The 17912-nt window shown below is 59.0% G+C and carries 12 protein-coding genes; 7 read left to right on the top strand and 5 right to left on the bottom strand.

Translation table 11 applies throughout. The features are described from left to right. Positions 1–305: 305 nt before the first annotated feature. Positions 306–998, top strand: coding sequence for a phosphate regulon transcriptional regulator PhoB (gene phoB, locus AC5JQH_RS08035; protein ID WP_008173539.1), 693 nt, complete (start codon positions 306–308; stop codon positions 996–998). 53 nt (positions 999–1051) lie between these two features. Further along, positions 1052–2371 (top strand): phosphate regulon sensor histidine kinase PhoR, encoded by a 1320-nt coding sequence (gene phoR / locus AC5JQH_RS08040; RefSeq protein WP_104270800.1) that lies wholly within the window; start codon positions 1052–1054, stop codon positions 2369–2371. Here the strand turns inward: phoR and AC5JQH_RS08045 are convergent. Then, a complete protein-coding gene (locus tag AC5JQH_RS08045; RefSeq protein ID WP_008173544.1) occupies positions 2368–3243 on the bottom strand; it encodes a response regulator in 876 nt (291 codons plus the stop codon). The genes phoR and AC5JQH_RS08045 overlap by 4 nt on opposite strands. A gap of 228 nt (positions 3244–3471) precedes the next feature. On the opposite strand from AC5JQH_RS08045, the gene AC5JQH_RS08050 reads away from it, so the two are divergent. From AC5JQH_RS08050 to rsuA, 3 genes are all read left to right on the top strand, one after another. Continuing rightward, complete coding sequence (locus AC5JQH_RS08050; RefSeq protein WP_493805457.1) at positions 3472–4722, top strand: lytic murein transglycosylase; 1251 nt, start codon at positions 3472–3474, stop codon at positions 4720–4722. Between the two features lie 62 nt (positions 4723–4784). Then, positions 4785–5813 (top strand): metal-dependent hydrolase, encoded by a 1029-nt coding sequence (locus AC5JQH_RS08055; protein ID WP_491713307.1) that lies wholly within the window; start codon positions 4785–4787, stop codon positions 5811–5813. Positions 5814–5818: 5 nt separating this feature from the next. Then, positions 5819–6511, top strand: coding sequence for a 16S rRNA pseudouridine(516) synthase RsuA (rsuA, locus tag AC5JQH_RS08060; protein ID WP_482902164.1), 693 nt, complete (start codon positions 5819–5821; stop codon positions 6509–6511). A gap of 3 nt (positions 6512–6514) precedes the next feature. Here rsuA and AC5JQH_RS08065 read toward each other — a convergent pair whose 3' ends face one another. Both AC5JQH_RS08065 and pbpG read right to left on the bottom strand, forming a co-directional pair. After that, complete coding sequence (locus tag AC5JQH_RS08065) at positions 6515–6994, bottom strand: asparaginase domain-containing protein (protein WP_008173551.1); 480 nt, start codon at positions 6992–6994, stop codon at positions 6515–6517. A gap of 19 nt (positions 6995–7013) precedes the next feature. Next, positions 7014–7964 (bottom strand): D-alanyl-D-alanine endopeptidase, encoded by a 951-nt coding sequence (pbpG, locus tag AC5JQH_RS08070; protein WP_493805458.1) that lies wholly within the window; start codon positions 7962–7964, stop codon positions 7014–7016. Between the two features lie 226 nt (positions 7965–8190). On the opposite strand from pbpG, the gene AC5JQH_RS08075 reads away from it, so the two are divergent. Continuing rightward, on the top strand, positions 8191–10794 hold the full coding sequence (locus AC5JQH_RS08075) for an EAL domain-containing protein (RefSeq protein WP_493805459.1): 2604 nt from the start codon (positions 8191–8193) through the stop codon (positions 10792–10794). Between the two features lie 12 nt (positions 10795–10806). Here the strand turns inward: AC5JQH_RS08075 and ilvD are convergent, their stop codons facing one another. Beyond that, positions 10807–12495 (bottom strand): dihydroxy-acid dehydratase, encoded by a 1689-nt coding sequence (gene ilvD / locus AC5JQH_RS08080; RefSeq protein ID WP_493805460.1) that lies wholly within the window; start codon positions 12493–12495, stop codon positions 10807–10809. Between the two features lie 212 nt (positions 12496–12707). On the opposite strand from ilvD, the gene AC5JQH_RS08085 reads away from it, so the two are divergent. Beyond that, positions 12708–15125 carry a phosphoketolase family protein gene (locus tag AC5JQH_RS08085; protein WP_493805461.1) on the top strand — a complete coding sequence of 806 codons (2418 nt, stop codon included), beginning with the start codon at positions 12708–12710 and terminating at the stop codon, positions 15123–15125. Here the strand turns inward: AC5JQH_RS08085 and AC5JQH_RS08090 are convergent. Continuing rightward, on the bottom strand, positions 15106–17832 hold the full coding sequence (locus AC5JQH_RS08090; RefSeq protein WP_493805462.1) for a cation-translocating P-type ATPase: 2727 nt from the start codon (positions 17830–17832) through the stop codon (positions 15106–15108). The genes AC5JQH_RS08085 and AC5JQH_RS08090 overlap by 20 nt on opposite strands. Between the last annotated feature and the right edge of the window lie 80 nt (positions 17833–17912).

Genomic DNA, 17912 nt, shown 5'->3' on the forward strand with positions numbered 1-17912 from the left:
AGCGGTGTCCCGCCTGGCTGCTTTCTTAAGCTACTGAGCTTCTGAAAAGCCGAAGAGCTAGGCGTGCTGATGAAGGTTTGGTGGTTCCAAATCGAAACAGCAGAACAACGCTATTCGGCTTTTCAGAAGCTCCCGAAGGGCTCACCTCTGAGGGCTCTGAGCCCGCGTTACCAGTCTTTGATGTGGAACCACCACACCTGCAGACTGGCGCCTAGTTCAGAACCCTCAGAGGTAAGCAGTAGCTTAAGAAAGCAGCCAGGCGGGACACTGGCAACAAATCAAGGTCTGACACAGGTTAAAAGCTCATGACTGGAAAAACTGTCCTGATCGTCGATGATGAGGCCCCGATCCGCGAGATGATCGCGGTGGCCCTCGAAATGGCGGATTATGACTATCTGGAGGCAGCGGACGCCCGGGAAGCCCATGCCCTGATTGTCGACAAACACCCGGATCTCGTACTCCTAGACTGGATGCTGCCCGGCACCAGCGGCGTGGAACTGGCACGCCGCCTCAAGAAAGAAGAAGCGACCGCCGACATTCCCATCATCATGCTCACCGCCAAGGTCGAGGAAGACAACAAGATCCAGGGCCTGGAAGTTGGTGCCGATGATTACATCACCAAACCTTTCAGCCCCCGGGAACTGGTCGCCCGCCTGAAAGCCGTGCTTCGGCGTGCGACGCCGCCGGGCGTAGACAGCCCGATTGAAGTGGAAGGCCTGACGCTGGATCCGGTCGGGCATCGGGTCACCACCCAGGATGGCGCCCTTACCATGGGCCCGACAGAATACCGACTGCTTCAGTTCTTCATGACGCACCAGGAACGGGTATATACTCGCTCCCAACTCCTGGACCAGGTCTGGGGTGGTAATGTCTATGTTGAGGAGCGGACCGTGGATGTGCATATCCGCAGGCTCCGCAAGGCGCTTGGCGACCAGTACGACCACCTGATCCAGACCGTACGCGGAACCGGTTACCGCTTCTCGACCAGAGCCGCGTAAGTAACTCCGGCCAGCTGAGCATCAGCCCCGGAACGGACACAAGGCAGTTTTTGATGCAGCACAACTGGTCACGATACCTGCGCTACATTATCGGTGGCCTGATTGGCTCCACCCTGGTTGGCCTCTATTTCGGTGAGCCCGTCTACGGCCTTACCCTCGGGCTGATCGTCTATCTCTGGTGGACGCTGCTTCAGGCCAGGCGTCTCTACCAGTGGCTGTCCAACCCCAGCGCCACCGACGAAGCCCCCCAGAGCATCGGCCTGTGGGGCGATATTTTCGACAACCTTCACAAACTGCATCAGACCCACCTGAGAACCCAGGACCGGTTGAGGGCCCAGATCAATCGGGTTCAGGAATCCACCAACGCCATGCGCGATGGCGTGATCATGACCGACTCCCGCGGCGCCATGGAATGGTGGAACGGCTCCGCCGAGTATCTGCTGGGTTTCCGGCGCAACACCGATCAGGGCCAGTACATCCATAACCTGATCCGCACGCCGGCCTTCAAGACCTATTTCGATTCACGGGATTACCGCGAACCCCTGGAGATACATTCTCCGGCCAGACCTCATATTCACCTTCAGATCCAGATCAGCCTGTTTGGTGACGACGACCGTCTGATTGTCGCCAAGGACGTAACACGGCTGTACCAACTCGAACAGATGCGCCGTGACTTTGTCGGCAATGTGTCCCACGAGATGCGCACGCCCCTCACGGTCATCAGCGGCTACCTCGAAACCCTGGTGGACAATGCTGCCGACCTGCCGCCAAAGTGGCGCCGGGCCATTAACACCATGGCTGCCCAGTCATCCCGGATGGAAGCCCTGATCACCGATCTGATCCTGCTCTCACGTATTGAAACCGGGGAGCAAACGGTCAACGACACCCTCACGGACGTGGACCAGCTGCTGACCCAGATCTGTCATGACGCCCGGGCGCTCAGTGGCGAAAAACAGCACGAGATTACCGTGCATATCGGCGATCATCGCCTGCTGAAAGGCGATGAAAGCCAGCTGCGCAGCGCTTTCTCGAACCTGATATTCAATGCGGTGAAGTACACCCCTGCAAATGGCCAGATTATCGTGTCCTGGTCCACCAACCGGGAAGGCGCACACCTGTCAGTCAGGGATACCGGCATCGGTATCGACCCGGTCCATATACCCCGCCTGACGGAACGCTTTTACCGGGCCGACCCCAGCCGTCACAAAGACACCGGCGGCACCGGCCTTGGCCTGGCAATCGTCAAACACGTGTTGCTCAACCACGATGGCAATCTGGAGATTCGCAGCCGGATTGGCGAGGGCAGTGAATTTATCTGTCATTTCCCGCGGGAGCGACTGGTCGAGCGGATCCCCGAGAGGGCAGAGAGCTAGCGCATACCCGCGCGGAAGCGGGCGACAAACCTCGACAGGTCCTCCAGCTTTTTCGGGTCTTCATCGACAAAACGAATGGTAACGCTGACAAAGTCCGTGTCCTGGCGTTTGTCCACCGCCTGCAACTGGTGCACGTAGCCGTTCAACCTCGCCATCTGGCCCTCGGCGATCTCGATGTCCACTACCGCCTGGTCGAGAATCCCCGGGAATACCTGGTCCCGCTTCGCGATCACCCGCACCTCCGTCAGATTGATATCCTTGACCACCGATTTCAGGGTGCTCTCGGCGAAGCGTACCGAGGCCAGGCTCATGGGCGCCCGGGCCGAGGTCGGCCTTGTCGGTGCCAAAGGCTCGGGCCCGGGGGAAGAGGACGGTGACTCGGCGGAAACCTCCGCCGCGGCTTCGGGCTTGCGGGTCAGCAGGTTGGCCGACTCTTTGAAGGCATCGGCAGGGCTGGCCATGGATTTGCCGCTCCGGTCCATGGCATCTTTCAGTTTGCGGCCCATCACCTTGATGATTTTCTTGCTCAACCCCTCGGGGCTGAACGGTTTACCAAGGTATTCGGAAACGCCGCCTTTGACCGCTTCGATCACGTGATCCTTGTCGCCCCGGCTGGTGATCATGATAAAAGGCACGTTTTCGTACTGGGGCTGCTGGCGCATCCATTGCAACAATTCCAGCCCGGACATTTCTGGCATCTCCCAGTCGCACAGAATCAGGTCAAACGCGGTCCTCGACATCAATGACTGCGCTCGCCGGCCGTTCTGGGCGTCGGTAGTCTCGATGACAGGGAAACGCTGGCGCACGGTTCGCTTGACCAGATCACGTACAAAGCTGGCGTCATCCACCACCAGCGCTTTCAGCATTGCCATAGTTCAGACCTTCCCCTATCCACAACCCGGTTCTATGTTGCAACTATAGAACAAACACCCACGCCAGAAACCTGTCGGCAACAAAAAGACCACAATCGCCGTTTTTCGGGAACCGTCAGGTTAAAGAATTGTCACTCCACGGGAGCCAGGACAGTGTTTCTCCGGCTGGAAAACGCGCTAACATGGGCTCAGGATACTCCACGATCATCAGCCTGATAGAGGTTTTGTGTGCTGACCAAACCTGCAAGGATTCTTCGCCAGGGCGGCGTTACTCGCGGCTTATTGTTTTCCGGTTTTCTGTCATGTCTGTCACTGCCCGCCATTGCCCAGGACAGCGCTGAAGTTGAGCCAGCGGGATTTGCCGAATGCAAGGCCCGGCTTCAGAAGCAGGCCATTGCCGCCGGGGTCAGCAGCAAGACCGCCAGCGAGGTGATGTCCGGGGTCCAGCATCTGGCACGGGTGATCGAACTGGACCGGCGGCAACCGGAGTTCACCACTACCTTTGCCGACTACCTGAACCGGCGGGTTAACGATGCCCGGGTCAACACCGGCCGCGAACTGTTGCAGGAACATCAGGAGCTGCTGGCCAGAGTCACCCGGGAAACCGGCGTGCCCGCGCCTTATTTGGTGGCCTTCTGGGGCCTGGAAACCAATTTTGGCAGCTATTTCGGCAAGATGCCGGTACCCAGCTCCCTGACGACACTGGCCTGCGATCCCCGCCGCAGCACTTTCTTCACCGAGCAGTTGATCGCGGCCCTGCGCATTATAGACGAGGGCGCCATTCCGGCAGACCAGATGGAAGGTTCCTGGGCCGGCGCCATGGGCCACGTTCAGTTCATGCCGACGGTTTTCCTGAAACACGCGGTGGATGCCGATGGTGATGGCCGAAGGGATCTGTGGAACAGCCTTCCGGATGCCATGATGTCTGCGGGCCGGTTTCTCGAATCCATGAACTGGGACCGCGACTACCGTTGGGGCCGAGAGGTCCTGTTACCCGAGAATTTCGACTATTCCCTTGCGGACGGACGACGTCTGCAACTGGAGCAGTGGCGCGAAATGGGCATTACGGATGCCTTCGGCAAGCCACTGGCCCGCGAACCGATTAATGCCGCCCTCGTGGTGCCGGCAGGGCACCGCGGGCCTGCGTTTCTTGCCTATCACAACTTCCGCGTGATCATGGGCTGGAACCGCTCCGAGTTCTACGCCATTGCGGTTGGTCATCTGGCTGACCGGATTGCCGGCGCGGGTAAACTGCAAAATCCGCCGCCCGAAGACGCGCCTGCGCTGTCCCGCGCCAACATCATCAACCTCCAGAAAGCCCTGCAGCAACGGGGGTATGAGCCAGGTAACCCCGATGGCATCATGGGCCCGGCAACGCGGTCTGCCATCCGTCAGTTCCAGGCTGCCAACAACCTGGTGGCTGATGGCTACCCCGGTGAATCGGTGCTGGCGGCGCTGGAAATACCTGCAGGACAGTGATCCGCCGGGGAGTCGGCGGCCTACTACTGCAGGACACCGTTTTGATGCGAGACTGATCTGACATGGATTCACTCACCCAGGCCGCCCTGGGCGCCTCCCTGGCCGGCGCCGTAGCCGGCAAGACTCTTGGCCGCTCTGTTTTGCTGACAGGCGCAGTTCTGGGCACCCTCCCGGATCTGGATGTTGTCATCGATTACGGCACCGCAGTGGCCAATTTCACCCAACACCGTGGATTCAGCCATTCGTTGTTCGTTCTGGCCCCTCTGGCAGTGGCCCTTGCCTGGCTGCTCTGGCGCTGGAAACCACAACTGAGTTTTCAGCGGTGGCTCGCCCTGACGGGGCTGATCCTGATTACCCATCCTTTGCTGGATGCCTTCACCACCTATGGCACCCAGCTGTTCTGGCCCATCGGGCCACCCATAGCCGTCAGCAGCATTTTTATCATCGACCCGCTATACACCCTGCCCCTGCTGGCAGGCTGCCTGTTTTTTCTCGCCCGGCCGCCCGCCAAAACAGCGATAGTTGCGGGCCTGGCAGTGTCCACCCTGTACCTGGGCTGGAGTGTTCTGGCCCAGCAAGTGATGACACAGCGAGTACAACCCGCGCTTGCGGCCGCCGGCCTGGAAAACCCGGACCTGCTGGTTCAGCCCATGCCATTCAGCACCCTGTTGTGGCGGGCGACGGCTCTGCAGGGTGATCAGCGGATAGAAATAGTCACCGGCTTTCTGGATGGCGACACGCCGCTGAATCTTGAATACTTTCCACGCCGCCCGGAGCTGGCGAGCGAAGTCTCGGACCTGCCCGAGGCCCGGCGTCTTGAATGGTTCACCCGGGGCTTCCTGGATTACGACCAGGCCGGCGACCGCATCACGGCCACCGATATTCGGCTGGGCATTCCAGGCGCGCACCCGTTTACCTTTGTTCTGGCGACCCGCAATGGCAGCGGCATCGACCCCACGGCGAGCTTTCGGACTCCACGCCCACCAGTAAGCTCCGAAGCCCTCGGGCTGCTCTGGTCCCGGATGATTGCCGAAACGCCGGTGCTCTGCCTGGCCAGTCTGAGCTCCCCGGCATCCGGACAACGCTGCTGAACACCATGCGACTGGACCAGTTTATTGCCAACAGCACCGAGCTTTCCCGAAAAGAGGCCAAGCGGGCCATCGGCCGCGGAGAAGTAACGATCAATGAGCAAATCTGCAAGGGCGCCAACACCCGCCTGGCCGGGGATGAACGGGTGGCCTTGTCAGGCACCCCTCTGAGCCTCCCGGGCGAGCGCTATCTGATGATGAACAAGCCAGCAGGCGTGGTGAGCGCGACGACCGACAGCGACCATCCAACAGCGCTGGACCTGTTGCCAGCAGACATCACCCGACATCTCCATATTGCCGGGCGCCTCGATGCAGATACAACCGGCCTGCTGTTACTGACCACCGATGGGCAGTGGTCTCACCGGGTCACCTCACCGCGAACCGACTGCCCCAAGACTTACCGGGTAACCCTGAACGAACCTCTGAGCGACGCCGCGGCACAGCAACTGGAACGTGGTGTGGACCTGCATAATGATCCCAGGCCGACGCGACCGGCCCGGGTGCATTTTCTGGAAGAAAGGATCATTGAGCTGACGATTTCGGAGGGGCGCTATCATCAGGTCAAGCGCATGATGGCAGCCGTTGGCAACCACGTGGAAGCCCTTCATCGTGTCCGCATTGGACAGGTCGAACTGGACGATGCGCTGATGCCCGGCGAATACCGGGAACTGACCGCCGAGGAAAGAGACAGCCTGGCGTGATACTCAGGTGCGCTCGAAACGTTGCGCCTTGAGATTCTTGCGCACTGCACCGGCCTCGAACACTTCACCATTCATAGCAATATACACACCCGGCGGCAGCAGCTGCACCGCAGCCCAGGCAAACCCGACATTGAATACCGCATCGGTTCGGCGCATACGGGCCGGCTGCATCGCGCCGGTCAATACGATGGTCTTGTCCTTCAGGCCGGACAGCACCGCCGCAGTATCGGCCATGGTGTCCGTGCCGTGGGTGATAATGATTCGGCCACAATCGCATTCACTGGCCGCCGCCAGTACCTGCTGGCGATCATCATCGGTCATCTCCAGGCTGTCCTTGCGCAGCAGTTCCCGCAGGCGATAGCCCTCGTGGATGTTGGATTCAGACAGCAGCTCCGGCAGCAGGCTGTGCCCTACCTCGAACTCGCTGTTGGCATCGAAGTAGACCTTGTCGATGGTGCCACCGGTCGTGAATATCTGGATCATAACGGGATTCCTTTCAGTGTCAGTTCACACTGACCGTACTGTTACCAGCGGTCGCGTATGACGCGTTCTTTTCCTGTTCGTAACGCCGGGCGGCAGCGGCCACCGAGCCCCTGGCTCCGGTATCAAGCCAGCGCTTTATCCGTCCGGCATCGCCCAGCGGCGAGCGGGTACCGAGGGAATCAAGCAGCACGGTCACCACCTCTTTGCCGTTCATCTTCGAAATCATCACCAGGCAGCGCCCGGCCTCGGAGAGATAGCCGGTCTTGCTGAGGGCCACCCCCCAGCTATCCCGATGCACCAGGGCATTGGTATTCCCGAACGACAGGCTGTAACGGGGCTGCCGGAATTGCCCACGGAAATAACCGGTGGTGGAGTACTCCCGGATTTCCGGGTAATCAGCCGCAGCGTTTACCAGCTTTACAAGATCCGCGGCGGTTGAAAGGTTCTCCGACGACAGCCCGGTCGGATCAACAAACCGGGTACCGGTCATTCCCAGGGCCGCGGCCTTGGCGTTCATCGCCTCGATAAAGGCATCGAACCCGCCCGGGTGGTTACGGGCAAGGGTGTAGGCGGCAAAATTTTCGGAGGACATCAGTGCAATGCGCAGCACATCTTTACGCCGCATCTCCGAGTCGATGCGAATCCGACTGTAGGCGTTGGCGGCGGCGGGCGTATGCCGCTCATGAAAAGTCAGCCACTCATCCAGCGGCTCGCCGGATTCCAACACGACCAGCGCGGTCATGACCTTGGTGACAGAGGCAATGGGTACGGACCGGTCGGCATTCTTGCCGAAAATCAGCTTGTTATCACCAGCCACGGCAACCGCGGCATTCACCGAAGCGAGCCTGGGTCCACTGTCTGTGTCTGCCTCCCGCTTTTGGGATTCCCCCCCCGTTTGATGGGCCATAAGCGATCCAGGCAGCCAGAGCAACATCAAGATCACGAAAGGGGAAAAGCCGGCGAGTCTCATTTGTACAGATCCTGTGGTTTATTCATGCATCGCGCAACCGGTCCGGAAACAGGCTTCTAGAGATATGATGGTCAGGGTTAACTATACCAGCGAATGTCTTGTTTGATCAGGTGAAAAGTTTCTTGCGCCAATTTCACGTAGCAAATGCAAGTGAGCTGAAAAACCATTAAAATTCGACCTGATCCATCGAGTCAGAAAACACCACTTAGCGGAACCGTCGCTTCATATGGATGACAGCACACATCAGACTGAAAAAGCCGTGCTGTCACAACTCCGAGCCCAGTCCGGGCTGACACCTTTTCGACGGTGGATGCCCTTCCTGTTCCTTATGGCTGCCATGGCATACGGTCTGCTCGCAAGCCTCCTTCACGCGCCTGAAAATCCGCTTTCCGCGCTGCCGCACGTCGACTCTCCCGAGCCGGCGTCCGAGTCCTCCCGCATTGTGCAGATCGACTATCTGGTTGCGCCTCTGGAGCAGGTTATAGAGGACGAAAACTGGCGGCAGAAAAACTGGCAGGCGGCCCCGTCAGAGAACTCCGGCATTGGCTATTACAACGGACCTGTCACCTTCAAGGTGACGGTGGAGAACCCCGGAGCCACAAACGCCGAACATTGGGTCCTTGTATCCGCCCCCTACATCGACCGGCTCAGACCCGCCATTCTCGATGAAAATGGCGCTTTCCAGCGGCTTCGTGACATGGGAGACCTTTACCCGTTCGGTAACCGGCTGATTTCGCTACCACCGTGGATCTGGCCAGTTTCATTACCGGCGGGTACGACCACACTGTTGTTCGAGGTTCAGAATGCCGGCCCCACGCTACTACCCATTAGCATTCTGGAACCTGACAATGTTGTAAGCGACATCGCAGGAACCATGACCTGGAAGGCGTTCATCACTGGCCTCCTCGTCTTTGCGCTGTTGCTGAACCTCAGCTTCATGATGAAATTCAGACTCCCGGGGCTGGCCTGGTTGGGCGTTCTCACGCTATCCGTTATTCACGTGCAACTTGTCATGGAGGGCTTCGGGCTCTGGCTGATTTGGCCAGAATTCCCGGAAATAAACGCATTACTGAACATCAGCCTCTGTCTTTGCCTCATCTCACTTTGCCAAATCACGCCAAACTTTATCCAGGTCTCCAGACTCCCGAGACTGCTACTGAATGCAGCGAGTGTTCTTGGCCTTTTACATCTGCTGGCCATGCCACTGCGGCTACCGTTGCTCGGTCAGGACTCCTTCCTGATACTGGCCCTGACCGGTGGTTCAATGATTCTGGCCCTGACGCTAAAACAGGCCCGACACGAGGTGTTTGCCCGCTATTTTGCGTTATCACTGCTCTTCATTCTCCTGGGTACAGTTATCTCGGCAGCACGGACTGTCGGCTGGGTCCCGGTGAACAGCTTTACCGATTCCGCCTTCTTTATCGGTGCAGCGGCCGCATCTCTGATCCTGACCAGCGGCATTGGCCGTCAGATATTGGAAGAGCGCAAAAAAAGGCTGGCTTCTGATATTCGGGCCCGCCAGGAACAAACGCTGCGATCTCACGTTGAGCAAAATTACAAGCAACTCCTCAAAACACACAGTGTTTCCGGCAAACCCAATCGGGCCATGCTGGAGGAGTCATTGGATCAACTTGATAGCCACCAACAGCCCTACACCGTCGCCATGATTCAGTTGACCCGGTTTAACGAAATCGAGCAGGCTCTCGGCTATCGGACGGCAGAGGATCTGCTCAGAAGTTATCTGTGGGAGCTCGACGGATTCCTGAAACGGATCATGGGTGATCAGTTGATCATGATTGACGGCTATGCCCTCGCCAGCATTGATACGAGCAATCATGCCTTTGCCTTTTTCCATACTGACGCCCCGGACACTTACCCGGAAAAACTGAAAACGCTCATGAATTGGTTGGGAGAGAACTTCCGCGAGGGCCGGTTCTCGCTATCGTGGAGTTCATCGGTGGGTATCGCCCATGCTCCGGAGCATGGGGTCGACGCGTCAGATATCCTTTCATCAGCTGGCTTTGCTGCCCTGGATACGCATCAGCCCCTGACGGTTTACGACCCGGCTATCGCGGACTGGCAGTACCAGCAGCAAATGCTGATGCTGGATATCGAAGAGGCACTGGGTAATGGCTGCATATGGCTGGAATACCAACCAACCGTGCGAATACAGGACGCACGTATCGCTTCGTTGGAAGCCCTGATCCGCTGGCAACACCCGGACTTCGGCACGGTTGCTCCGGATCGGTGGATCCCATTAGCCGAACAGGTCGGGATGATTCACCACGTTACGCTCTGGGTGGTGGACCGCGTCTGTGAAGATATGAGCGCGCTGAAGGCCCGTCACGGGGACCACATTGCCGTTGCGGTCAACATTTCTGCAAACGATCTCACCCACCCGGACTTTCTGGAAAAGGTGAAGGCAATTGTGCAGCACCATGGGGCACAACCTTCCGATCTTATTCTGGAGATTACCGAAACAGCGATGATGGCTGACACAGCCTTGGCAAAAGTCGTTATTCGGACCCTGAGCCAAAGCGGGTTCAGAATTGCCGTCGATGATTTTGGAACCGGGCACTCGTCGCTGGGAACCCTTGCCACATTCGAGCTGGACGAGTTAAAAATCGACCGGAGTTTTCTCAGCGACATACTCACCCAACCCGCCCGACAGCGGATATTCCGAGCGGCGCTTGACCTGGGTGAGGCTCTCGACCTGGATGTTGTGGTCGAAGGTGTGGAGGAGGAATCTATCGCCGCCTGGCTACAGCAGTTCCCCGGCCTGTATGGCCAGGGATACTACTGGGGCAAGCCAGAACAGCTGAAGACCTGAGCTCCGATCAGATCAGGGCAAATCGGTCACAGCCCCTTTCGAGGCAGAACTTACGGTTCGCGAATACTTCGCCAGCGTGCCTCGGGTGAAACGGGGTGGTGGAGCCTGCCAGGCCTGCCGACGACGTTCCAGTTCCTGATCTGAGACATCCAGCTCAATCCGGTTACTGACGGCATCAATGGTAATGGTGTCGCCATCCTCGACCAGAGCAATCGGACCGCCCTCGGCCGCTTCCGGTGTGATATGGCCAACCACGAAACCGTGGCTGCCCCCTGAGAACCGGCCATCGGTAATCAACGCGACATCGCTGCCCAGGCCCTTGCCCATAATCGCGGAGGTGGGGCTCAGCATCTCCCGCATGCCCGGTCCGCCTTTGGGGCCTTCGTAGCGGATGACCAGCACATCGCCGGCCACCACCGTGCCGTCGAGAATCCGCTCCTGGGCTTCTTCTTCCGAATGGAATACCCGGGCACGGCCGGTAAAGTGAGTACCTTCCTTGCCGGTAATCTTCGCCACCGCACCCGTTGGTGCGAGATTGCCAAACAGGATCCGCAGATGGCTGTCAGCCTTGATCGGGTTGTCGAAGGCGTGAATGATGTCCTGCCCTTCCGGATAGGGGGCAACATCGGCCAGGTTCTCGGCCAGAGTCTGGCCGGTTACGGTCAGACAGTCGCCATGCAGCAGCCCGCGGTCCAGCAACATTTTCATCAGCGGCTGGATACCGCCGATGGCCACCAGCTCCGACATCATGTAGTGGCCGCTCGGGCGCAGATCCGCCAGCACCGGCACCCGCTTGCCAATCTCGACAAAGTCTTTCAGCTCCAGATCGACACCGACGGTGCTGGCCATGGCCAGCAGGTGCAGTACCGCATTGGTGGAACCGCCCAGGGCGATGACGACCGTAATGGCGTTTTCGAAGGCTTTCCGGGTCATGATGTCGCTGGGCTTGATGTCTTTCTCCAGCAGGTTCAGCACCGCAGCACCGGCACCTCGACAATCCTCCGCCTTGGTCTCCGACACAGCGTTCTGGGCGGAGCTGCCCGGCAGGCTCATGCCCATGGCCTCGATGGCCGACGCCATGGTATTGGCGGTATACATGCCACCACAGGACCCTGGCCCCGGAATCGCGGTTTCCTCTATCTGCTTCACCTCAATCAGATCCAGATCACCACGGGCGTGGGCACCCACGGCTTCAAACACGGAAATAATATCGGTGTGGTTCTCGCCAGGCATGATGGTGCCGCCATACACGAACACAGATGGCCGGTTCAGACGCGCCAGGCCCATCATGCAACCGGGCATGTTCTTGTCGCAGCCACCGATCGCCACCAGGCCATCGAACCCTTCACAACCGGCCACGGTCTCGATGGAATCGGCGATCACCTCCCGAGACACCAGGGAATACTTCATGCCCTCGGTACCATTGGCAATGCCGTCCGATATGGTAATGGTATTAAAAATCAGCGACTTGCCGCCTGCCTCATCGGCTCCGGCAGCCGACTCCTCGGCCAGTTGGTTGATGTGCATGTTGCACGGCGTGAGGTTACTCCATGTGGACGCAATGCCGATCTGGGGCTTTTTGAAATCCTCATCGGTAAACCCGACGGCCCGAAGCATGGCACGGCTGGCGGATTTGCCAATGCCATCAACAACGGGGGCCGAATATTTCCGGCGCTTGTCCTGATTCTTGTCTTGCGTCATGGGAGTCTCCTTATCAGGTGGCTTATTCGAACAGACTCTCAGAAACCATGGCTTTCGGCAACGGGCAGGCGAGCAAGCCTGTACGCGGGCGGGTGGAACGCTTGGCTTGGGGCAGTCTGCAGAAAGATGCAGTTTCGACTGACCTGCATCAATGGCAGTTCACAGCGGTGGTTTTAAAATTCGCGGACACACTGACGCCATGGAGGCATCTCATGCCATTTCCCATTCAAACAGCAGCGGTGAATCACGCTGCTTCGGACTGCCCGGATTTCCGGCGCTGGTGCGATGGTTATGGCGTCATCCAGCACAGTGAAGCCACGCAACATCAGGTCAGCCTACTGGCAGAGCACCTGGTTGCTGCAGGCCACCAGCCCGATGCTGCCGCGGTCTATCGTAAACTCGCCGACCTGGACAGGCTGACCAGTGCCGGTCTCTGGCTGGTAGTCCACATGACCTACGCCCGCCGGGTTGATGTCTCCGGCCAGCCGCTGGCGCCTCAGGACTTCAAGACCAATCCGGAAGGCCACACCGGCGGCGCGCTGAACATGGTGCCGGCCTATGCCGGCTATCTGGCCCTGAACAATCTGACCGGGCGCACACGCAGCTGGCTGATGGGCCAGGGGCACTGCGTGGCAGCGGTAGACGCCCTGAATGTCCTCACCGGAAACCTGCATCCGGAACAGGCGGAGCGTTACCGCGGGCCTGACGGGCTGTCCACTCTGGTGGCCGATTTCTACAGTTACCGGCAGAAGCCGGACGGCACCATGGCTGCTCCCCTTGGCAGCCATGTCAATCCGCACACCGCCGGCGGCATTCTGGAAGGTGGTTACCTGGGTTTTGCCGAACTTCAATATGCCCACATGCCTCTGCCCGGCGAATCTCTGGTCGCCTTTCTTTCAGACGGCGCCGCCGAAGAGCAGCGCGGCAGCGACTGGATTCCTCGCTGGTGGCACGCCGAGGATTGCGGAGCCATCATGCCGGTCATGATTGCCAACGGTCGGCGGATCGAACAGCGAACCGAGCTGGGCACCCGCGAGGGTCTCGAACGTTTTGAAGCGCATCTCGAACACAGGGGCTTTGTGCCCTTCCGTTTTGATGGCCGCGATCCTGCCGCCTTTGTCTGTGCTCTCTATGAAATGGAGCAGGCACTCGCCACCAATGGCGAGGCGGCGCTACGGGGAGAGAGCGGCTATCCCGTTCGGGTACCCTATGGCATTGCGGAGACCACCAAGGGGTATGGTTTTTATGGCGCCAGCAGCAATGCAGCCCACAACCTGCCACTGCCCGGAAACCCGCGAATGGATGCCCGGGCCAGGGAGCTGTTTAACGAGCATGCCGCCAGATTGTGGGTGGCTCCGGATCAGCTTCAAAACGCTATCACTCATCTTAACCAGCACGCCGGGCAATCTCGGCCACTTGAGCGTGATCATGCTCTCGCGACCCGCAATCCACCGGACCCGATAATCCCCCGGCTTCCGGCCTGTCGGGAATGCACCTCGCCGATGAAGGCTGTGGATGATTTTTTCCGTGCGCTGGTGGCCCAGAACCCGGACCTCAGGGCCAGAGTGGGCAATCCGGACGAGCTGGCAAGCAATCGTCTTGGCGGAGTGCTGGATGATCTGAAGCACCGGGTGAACGATCCCGAGAACGATCAGGAGTCGGTGCACGGCAAGATCATCACGGCACTGAACGAAGAATCTGTGGTATCGGCTTGTCTGGCCAATAAGGCCGGGCTAAATCTGGTCGCCAGCTATGAGGCCTTCTGCGTGAAAATGCTTGGCGCCATCCGCCAGGAGCTGATTTTTGCCCGGCACCAGAAAGAAATCGGGCGGCCTGCCCGCTGGCTCGGCTTGCCGGTTATTGCCACCTCCCACACCTGGGAAAATGGCAAGAACGAGCAGTCCCATCAGGACACCACCTTCTGCGAAAGCATGCTCGCGGAGATGAACGACGTCTCCCGGGTGCTGTTTCCGGCCGACTACAACAGCACTCTGGCAACATTGCCATCTGTATTCCGTGAAAGGGGCACGATCAGTTGCATGGTGATCCCGAAACGGGAACGCCCCTGCGTCTTCGACACCCGGGAAGCGGAACTGCTGGCGAGGCACGGGGCCCTGGTGGTGGATGAAGATACCTCGTCCGGTGAACCATTGCTGCTTATGGCCAATGGTGCCTACCAGTTATCCGAGGCCATACGAGCATGCGAACGCTTGCGGGAGACAGGCACACCCTTCCGGCTGGTCTATATTCAGGAACCCGGTAGATTCCGTCAGCCAAGGGACACAATGGAAGCCCAGGTGTGCCTGTCGGAGTTCGAAAGGGAGCGCCTGTTCCCCCACCGCATTCACCGGCGGGTTGCCCTCTCCCACATGCGCCCTGAAGTGTTCCGGGGCCATCTCTTCCCACTGTTCCCGGAACCGTCACAGGCCCGGGTTTTGGGTTACATCAACCGCGGCGGCACCCTGAATGAGGCCGGCATGCTGTTCGCCAACGGTTGTTCCTGGGGCCATGCCCTGGCCGCCTGCGCCAGCGTTATGGACAAGCCACCGGGCGAGTGGCTTTCCAGTGCAGAACTGGCTGCTGTGGAAGGTCGCGGCGACCCGGCCGTGATTACACGGGGCCTGCCCTGAGCAGGCGCTTTCTCAACGCTGTCTCGATTTCCAGAATCACCAGCACCAGCCCGCCAGCGACTGCTGCAAATCCCAATGCCTCCAGACTGAGCGCTTGCGTGCCAAACGTCTGGTTAAACCAGGGCAAATAGGTAAACAACAACTGCAACGCGATCACCGTGGCAACTGCCAACAGCACGATCGGCGTGCCCAACACCCCACGCAGAGTGATCGACGCTGAGTCGAGATAGCGCACGGCAAACAGGTAAAAGACCTCCATAGCCACAAGCGTATTGACCGCAAGAGTGCGGGCAATACTTTCATCTCCGTATTGGTGCATGGCCCAGTACCATGCGGCGAAGATACCTGAGAGGAAAAGCAGCGACACAAAAACGACCCGCCAGACCACGAACCCCCGCAAAAGAGACTCGCCTCTGGGTCTGGGGGGGTGCTTCATAACCCCGGGCTCGGCCGGTTCGAAAGCAAGCGTCATGGCGAGGACTACAGAGCTGACCATGTTGACCCAAATAATCTGCAAGGCAGAGATGGGAAGAGTGAGCCCCAACAGCAGAGCGGTGACCAGACTGATGGACTCGCCGCCATTGACCGGGAGCAGGAAGGCAATGCCTTTTTTAAGGTTTGTGTAGACCGTTCTGCCCTCACGTACGGCTGCGGCAATACTGGCAAAATTGTCATCCAGCAACACGACTGAAGACGCTTCCCGAGCTGCCTCCGAGCCTTTCACCCCCATGGCGATCCCGACATCTGCCCGCTTCAGTGCCGGGGCATCATTCACCCCGTCACCGGTCATGGCGACAACTCCATGCAGGGCCTGCAGCGCAGTGACCAGCCTCAATTTGTGTTCAGGACTGGTCCGGGCAAAGACATCCACTTCACCAACAAGATCCCGAAGCTGATCATCATCCAGCTGGTCCAATTCCTTACCAGTCAGAACCCGCCCGGTATTTTTCAGGCCCAGCTTGCGGGCAATAGCGCCTGCCGTGATCCCGTGATCACCGGTAATCATCTTGACCCGAATTCCGGCATCGTGGCACTCCGCAATCGCGCGAATGGCCTCCTGCCGGGGCGGATCCAGCAGCCCGACCAATCCGAGCAGCTCGGCACCCTGCTCAAGATCCTCAATGGCCAGTTCACCGATGCCTCGCTCTGCCGGTTTCCGGGCCAGGGCCAGCACTCTGAGACCATCCGATGCCATTTCTGTGATGACCTGCTCCCAGAATTCCCGGCGGAGTTCCCCGCCTTCCCCGGACTCGACAACCTCGCTGGAGCACATATCCAGGATCCGCTCCGGCGCGCCTTTCAGGTAGATCACGCTATGTCCGTGGTGATCATGGTTGAGCGTGGCCATGAAGCGATTTTCAGTATCAAACGGAATTTCGTCTTTCCGGGGCCAGTCAGCGGCACTGTTTTCAACGTCAAACCGGGCTTTTCGGGCGAACACCGAAAGCGCGGCCTCCATGGGATCGCCAGTAATCCTGACTGTGCCGGAATCATGGTGGACGTGGGCGTCGTTACAAAGGGCCGCCGCCCGGGCAAGTTCGTCAAGCAGGGCAGAGTCCGGCGGATGCCCCTGTTCGGAGTTCACCGAACCATCAAAATCGTAACCTTCGCCGGTCACTTCCAGCCGGACACCAGATAATACCGCCCGGGTTACCATCATTTCGTTTCGGGTGAGGGTTCCGGTTTTATCCGAACAGATCACCGACACCGCGCCCAGGGTTTCTATAACCGGCATTCGACGAACCACTGCCTGACGACGAGCCATCTGGCGCACACCAATTGCCAGGGTAATGGTGAGAATCGCCGGCAGCCCTTCGGGGATAGCCGCCACAATCAGACCCACTACGGCCATGAATAGCTCGCGAAATGGCAAGCCGCTGAATACATACCCGCCGCCAAGAATCGCAATGCCGGCGATAATAACGACAATGGAAAGGATTCGAGCGAACCTGTCCATCTGTTCCAGCAAGGGGGTTTTCAGGGTTGTGGTCTGGGCAAGCAGACCGGAAATGCGGCCAATCTCGGTATTGGCGCCTGAGCGGACCACCACGCCTCGACCAGTGCCGGTTGCAACCATGGTGCCGGAGAATGCCATTCCGGACTGGTCACCCAAGGGGGCGTCTGCAGTGACCGCCTCTGTCGATTTTTCAACAGCCTCGGACTCACCCGTTAGAATGGCCTCATCGATTTTCAAATTATGGGATTTCTCCAGACGAAGATCAGCGGGCACCCGGTCGCCTGGTTCCAACAGCACCGTATCACCCGGAACCAAATTCGAAGCGTCTATCTGATGCTGGCCATCGGAACGCACCACCCGTGCTTTGGGTGCAAGCATGTGGCGAATGGCAGACAGGGCCTGCTCGGCCTTTCCTTCCTGGATAAAGCCCACCAGGGTCTGGATAACAACGACGGCAAGAATAACGCCTGCATCCACCCAATGGCCCAAGCTGGCCGTAATGACTGCGGCGGCTGCCAACACGTAAATCAGAAAATTTTTGAGTTGCCGGCCCAGCCGCGCCCAAGCCCCCCCTACACGAGCCTCGGGAAGCGCATTGGGGCCGTGGTTGGCCATGCGATGGCGAACCTCATCATCAGACAGAGGTGCCTCTGCCTTCAGCTTCTGCCGGGCATCAGCAGGCTGAAGTACATGCCACTCAAGCTCCCCCTGCTCGCGCTCGCCGCTGTCCAGTTCCACAGATTCAGACATATCCTCAGAGCTCCCTGTCGTTACAACATCACCATTAAACCCCGGAATGTACCCGGGGTGGCTTGCGCTGCATCAAGGAC

This window comes from Marinobacter sp. H13 (genome assembly GCF_059072335.1).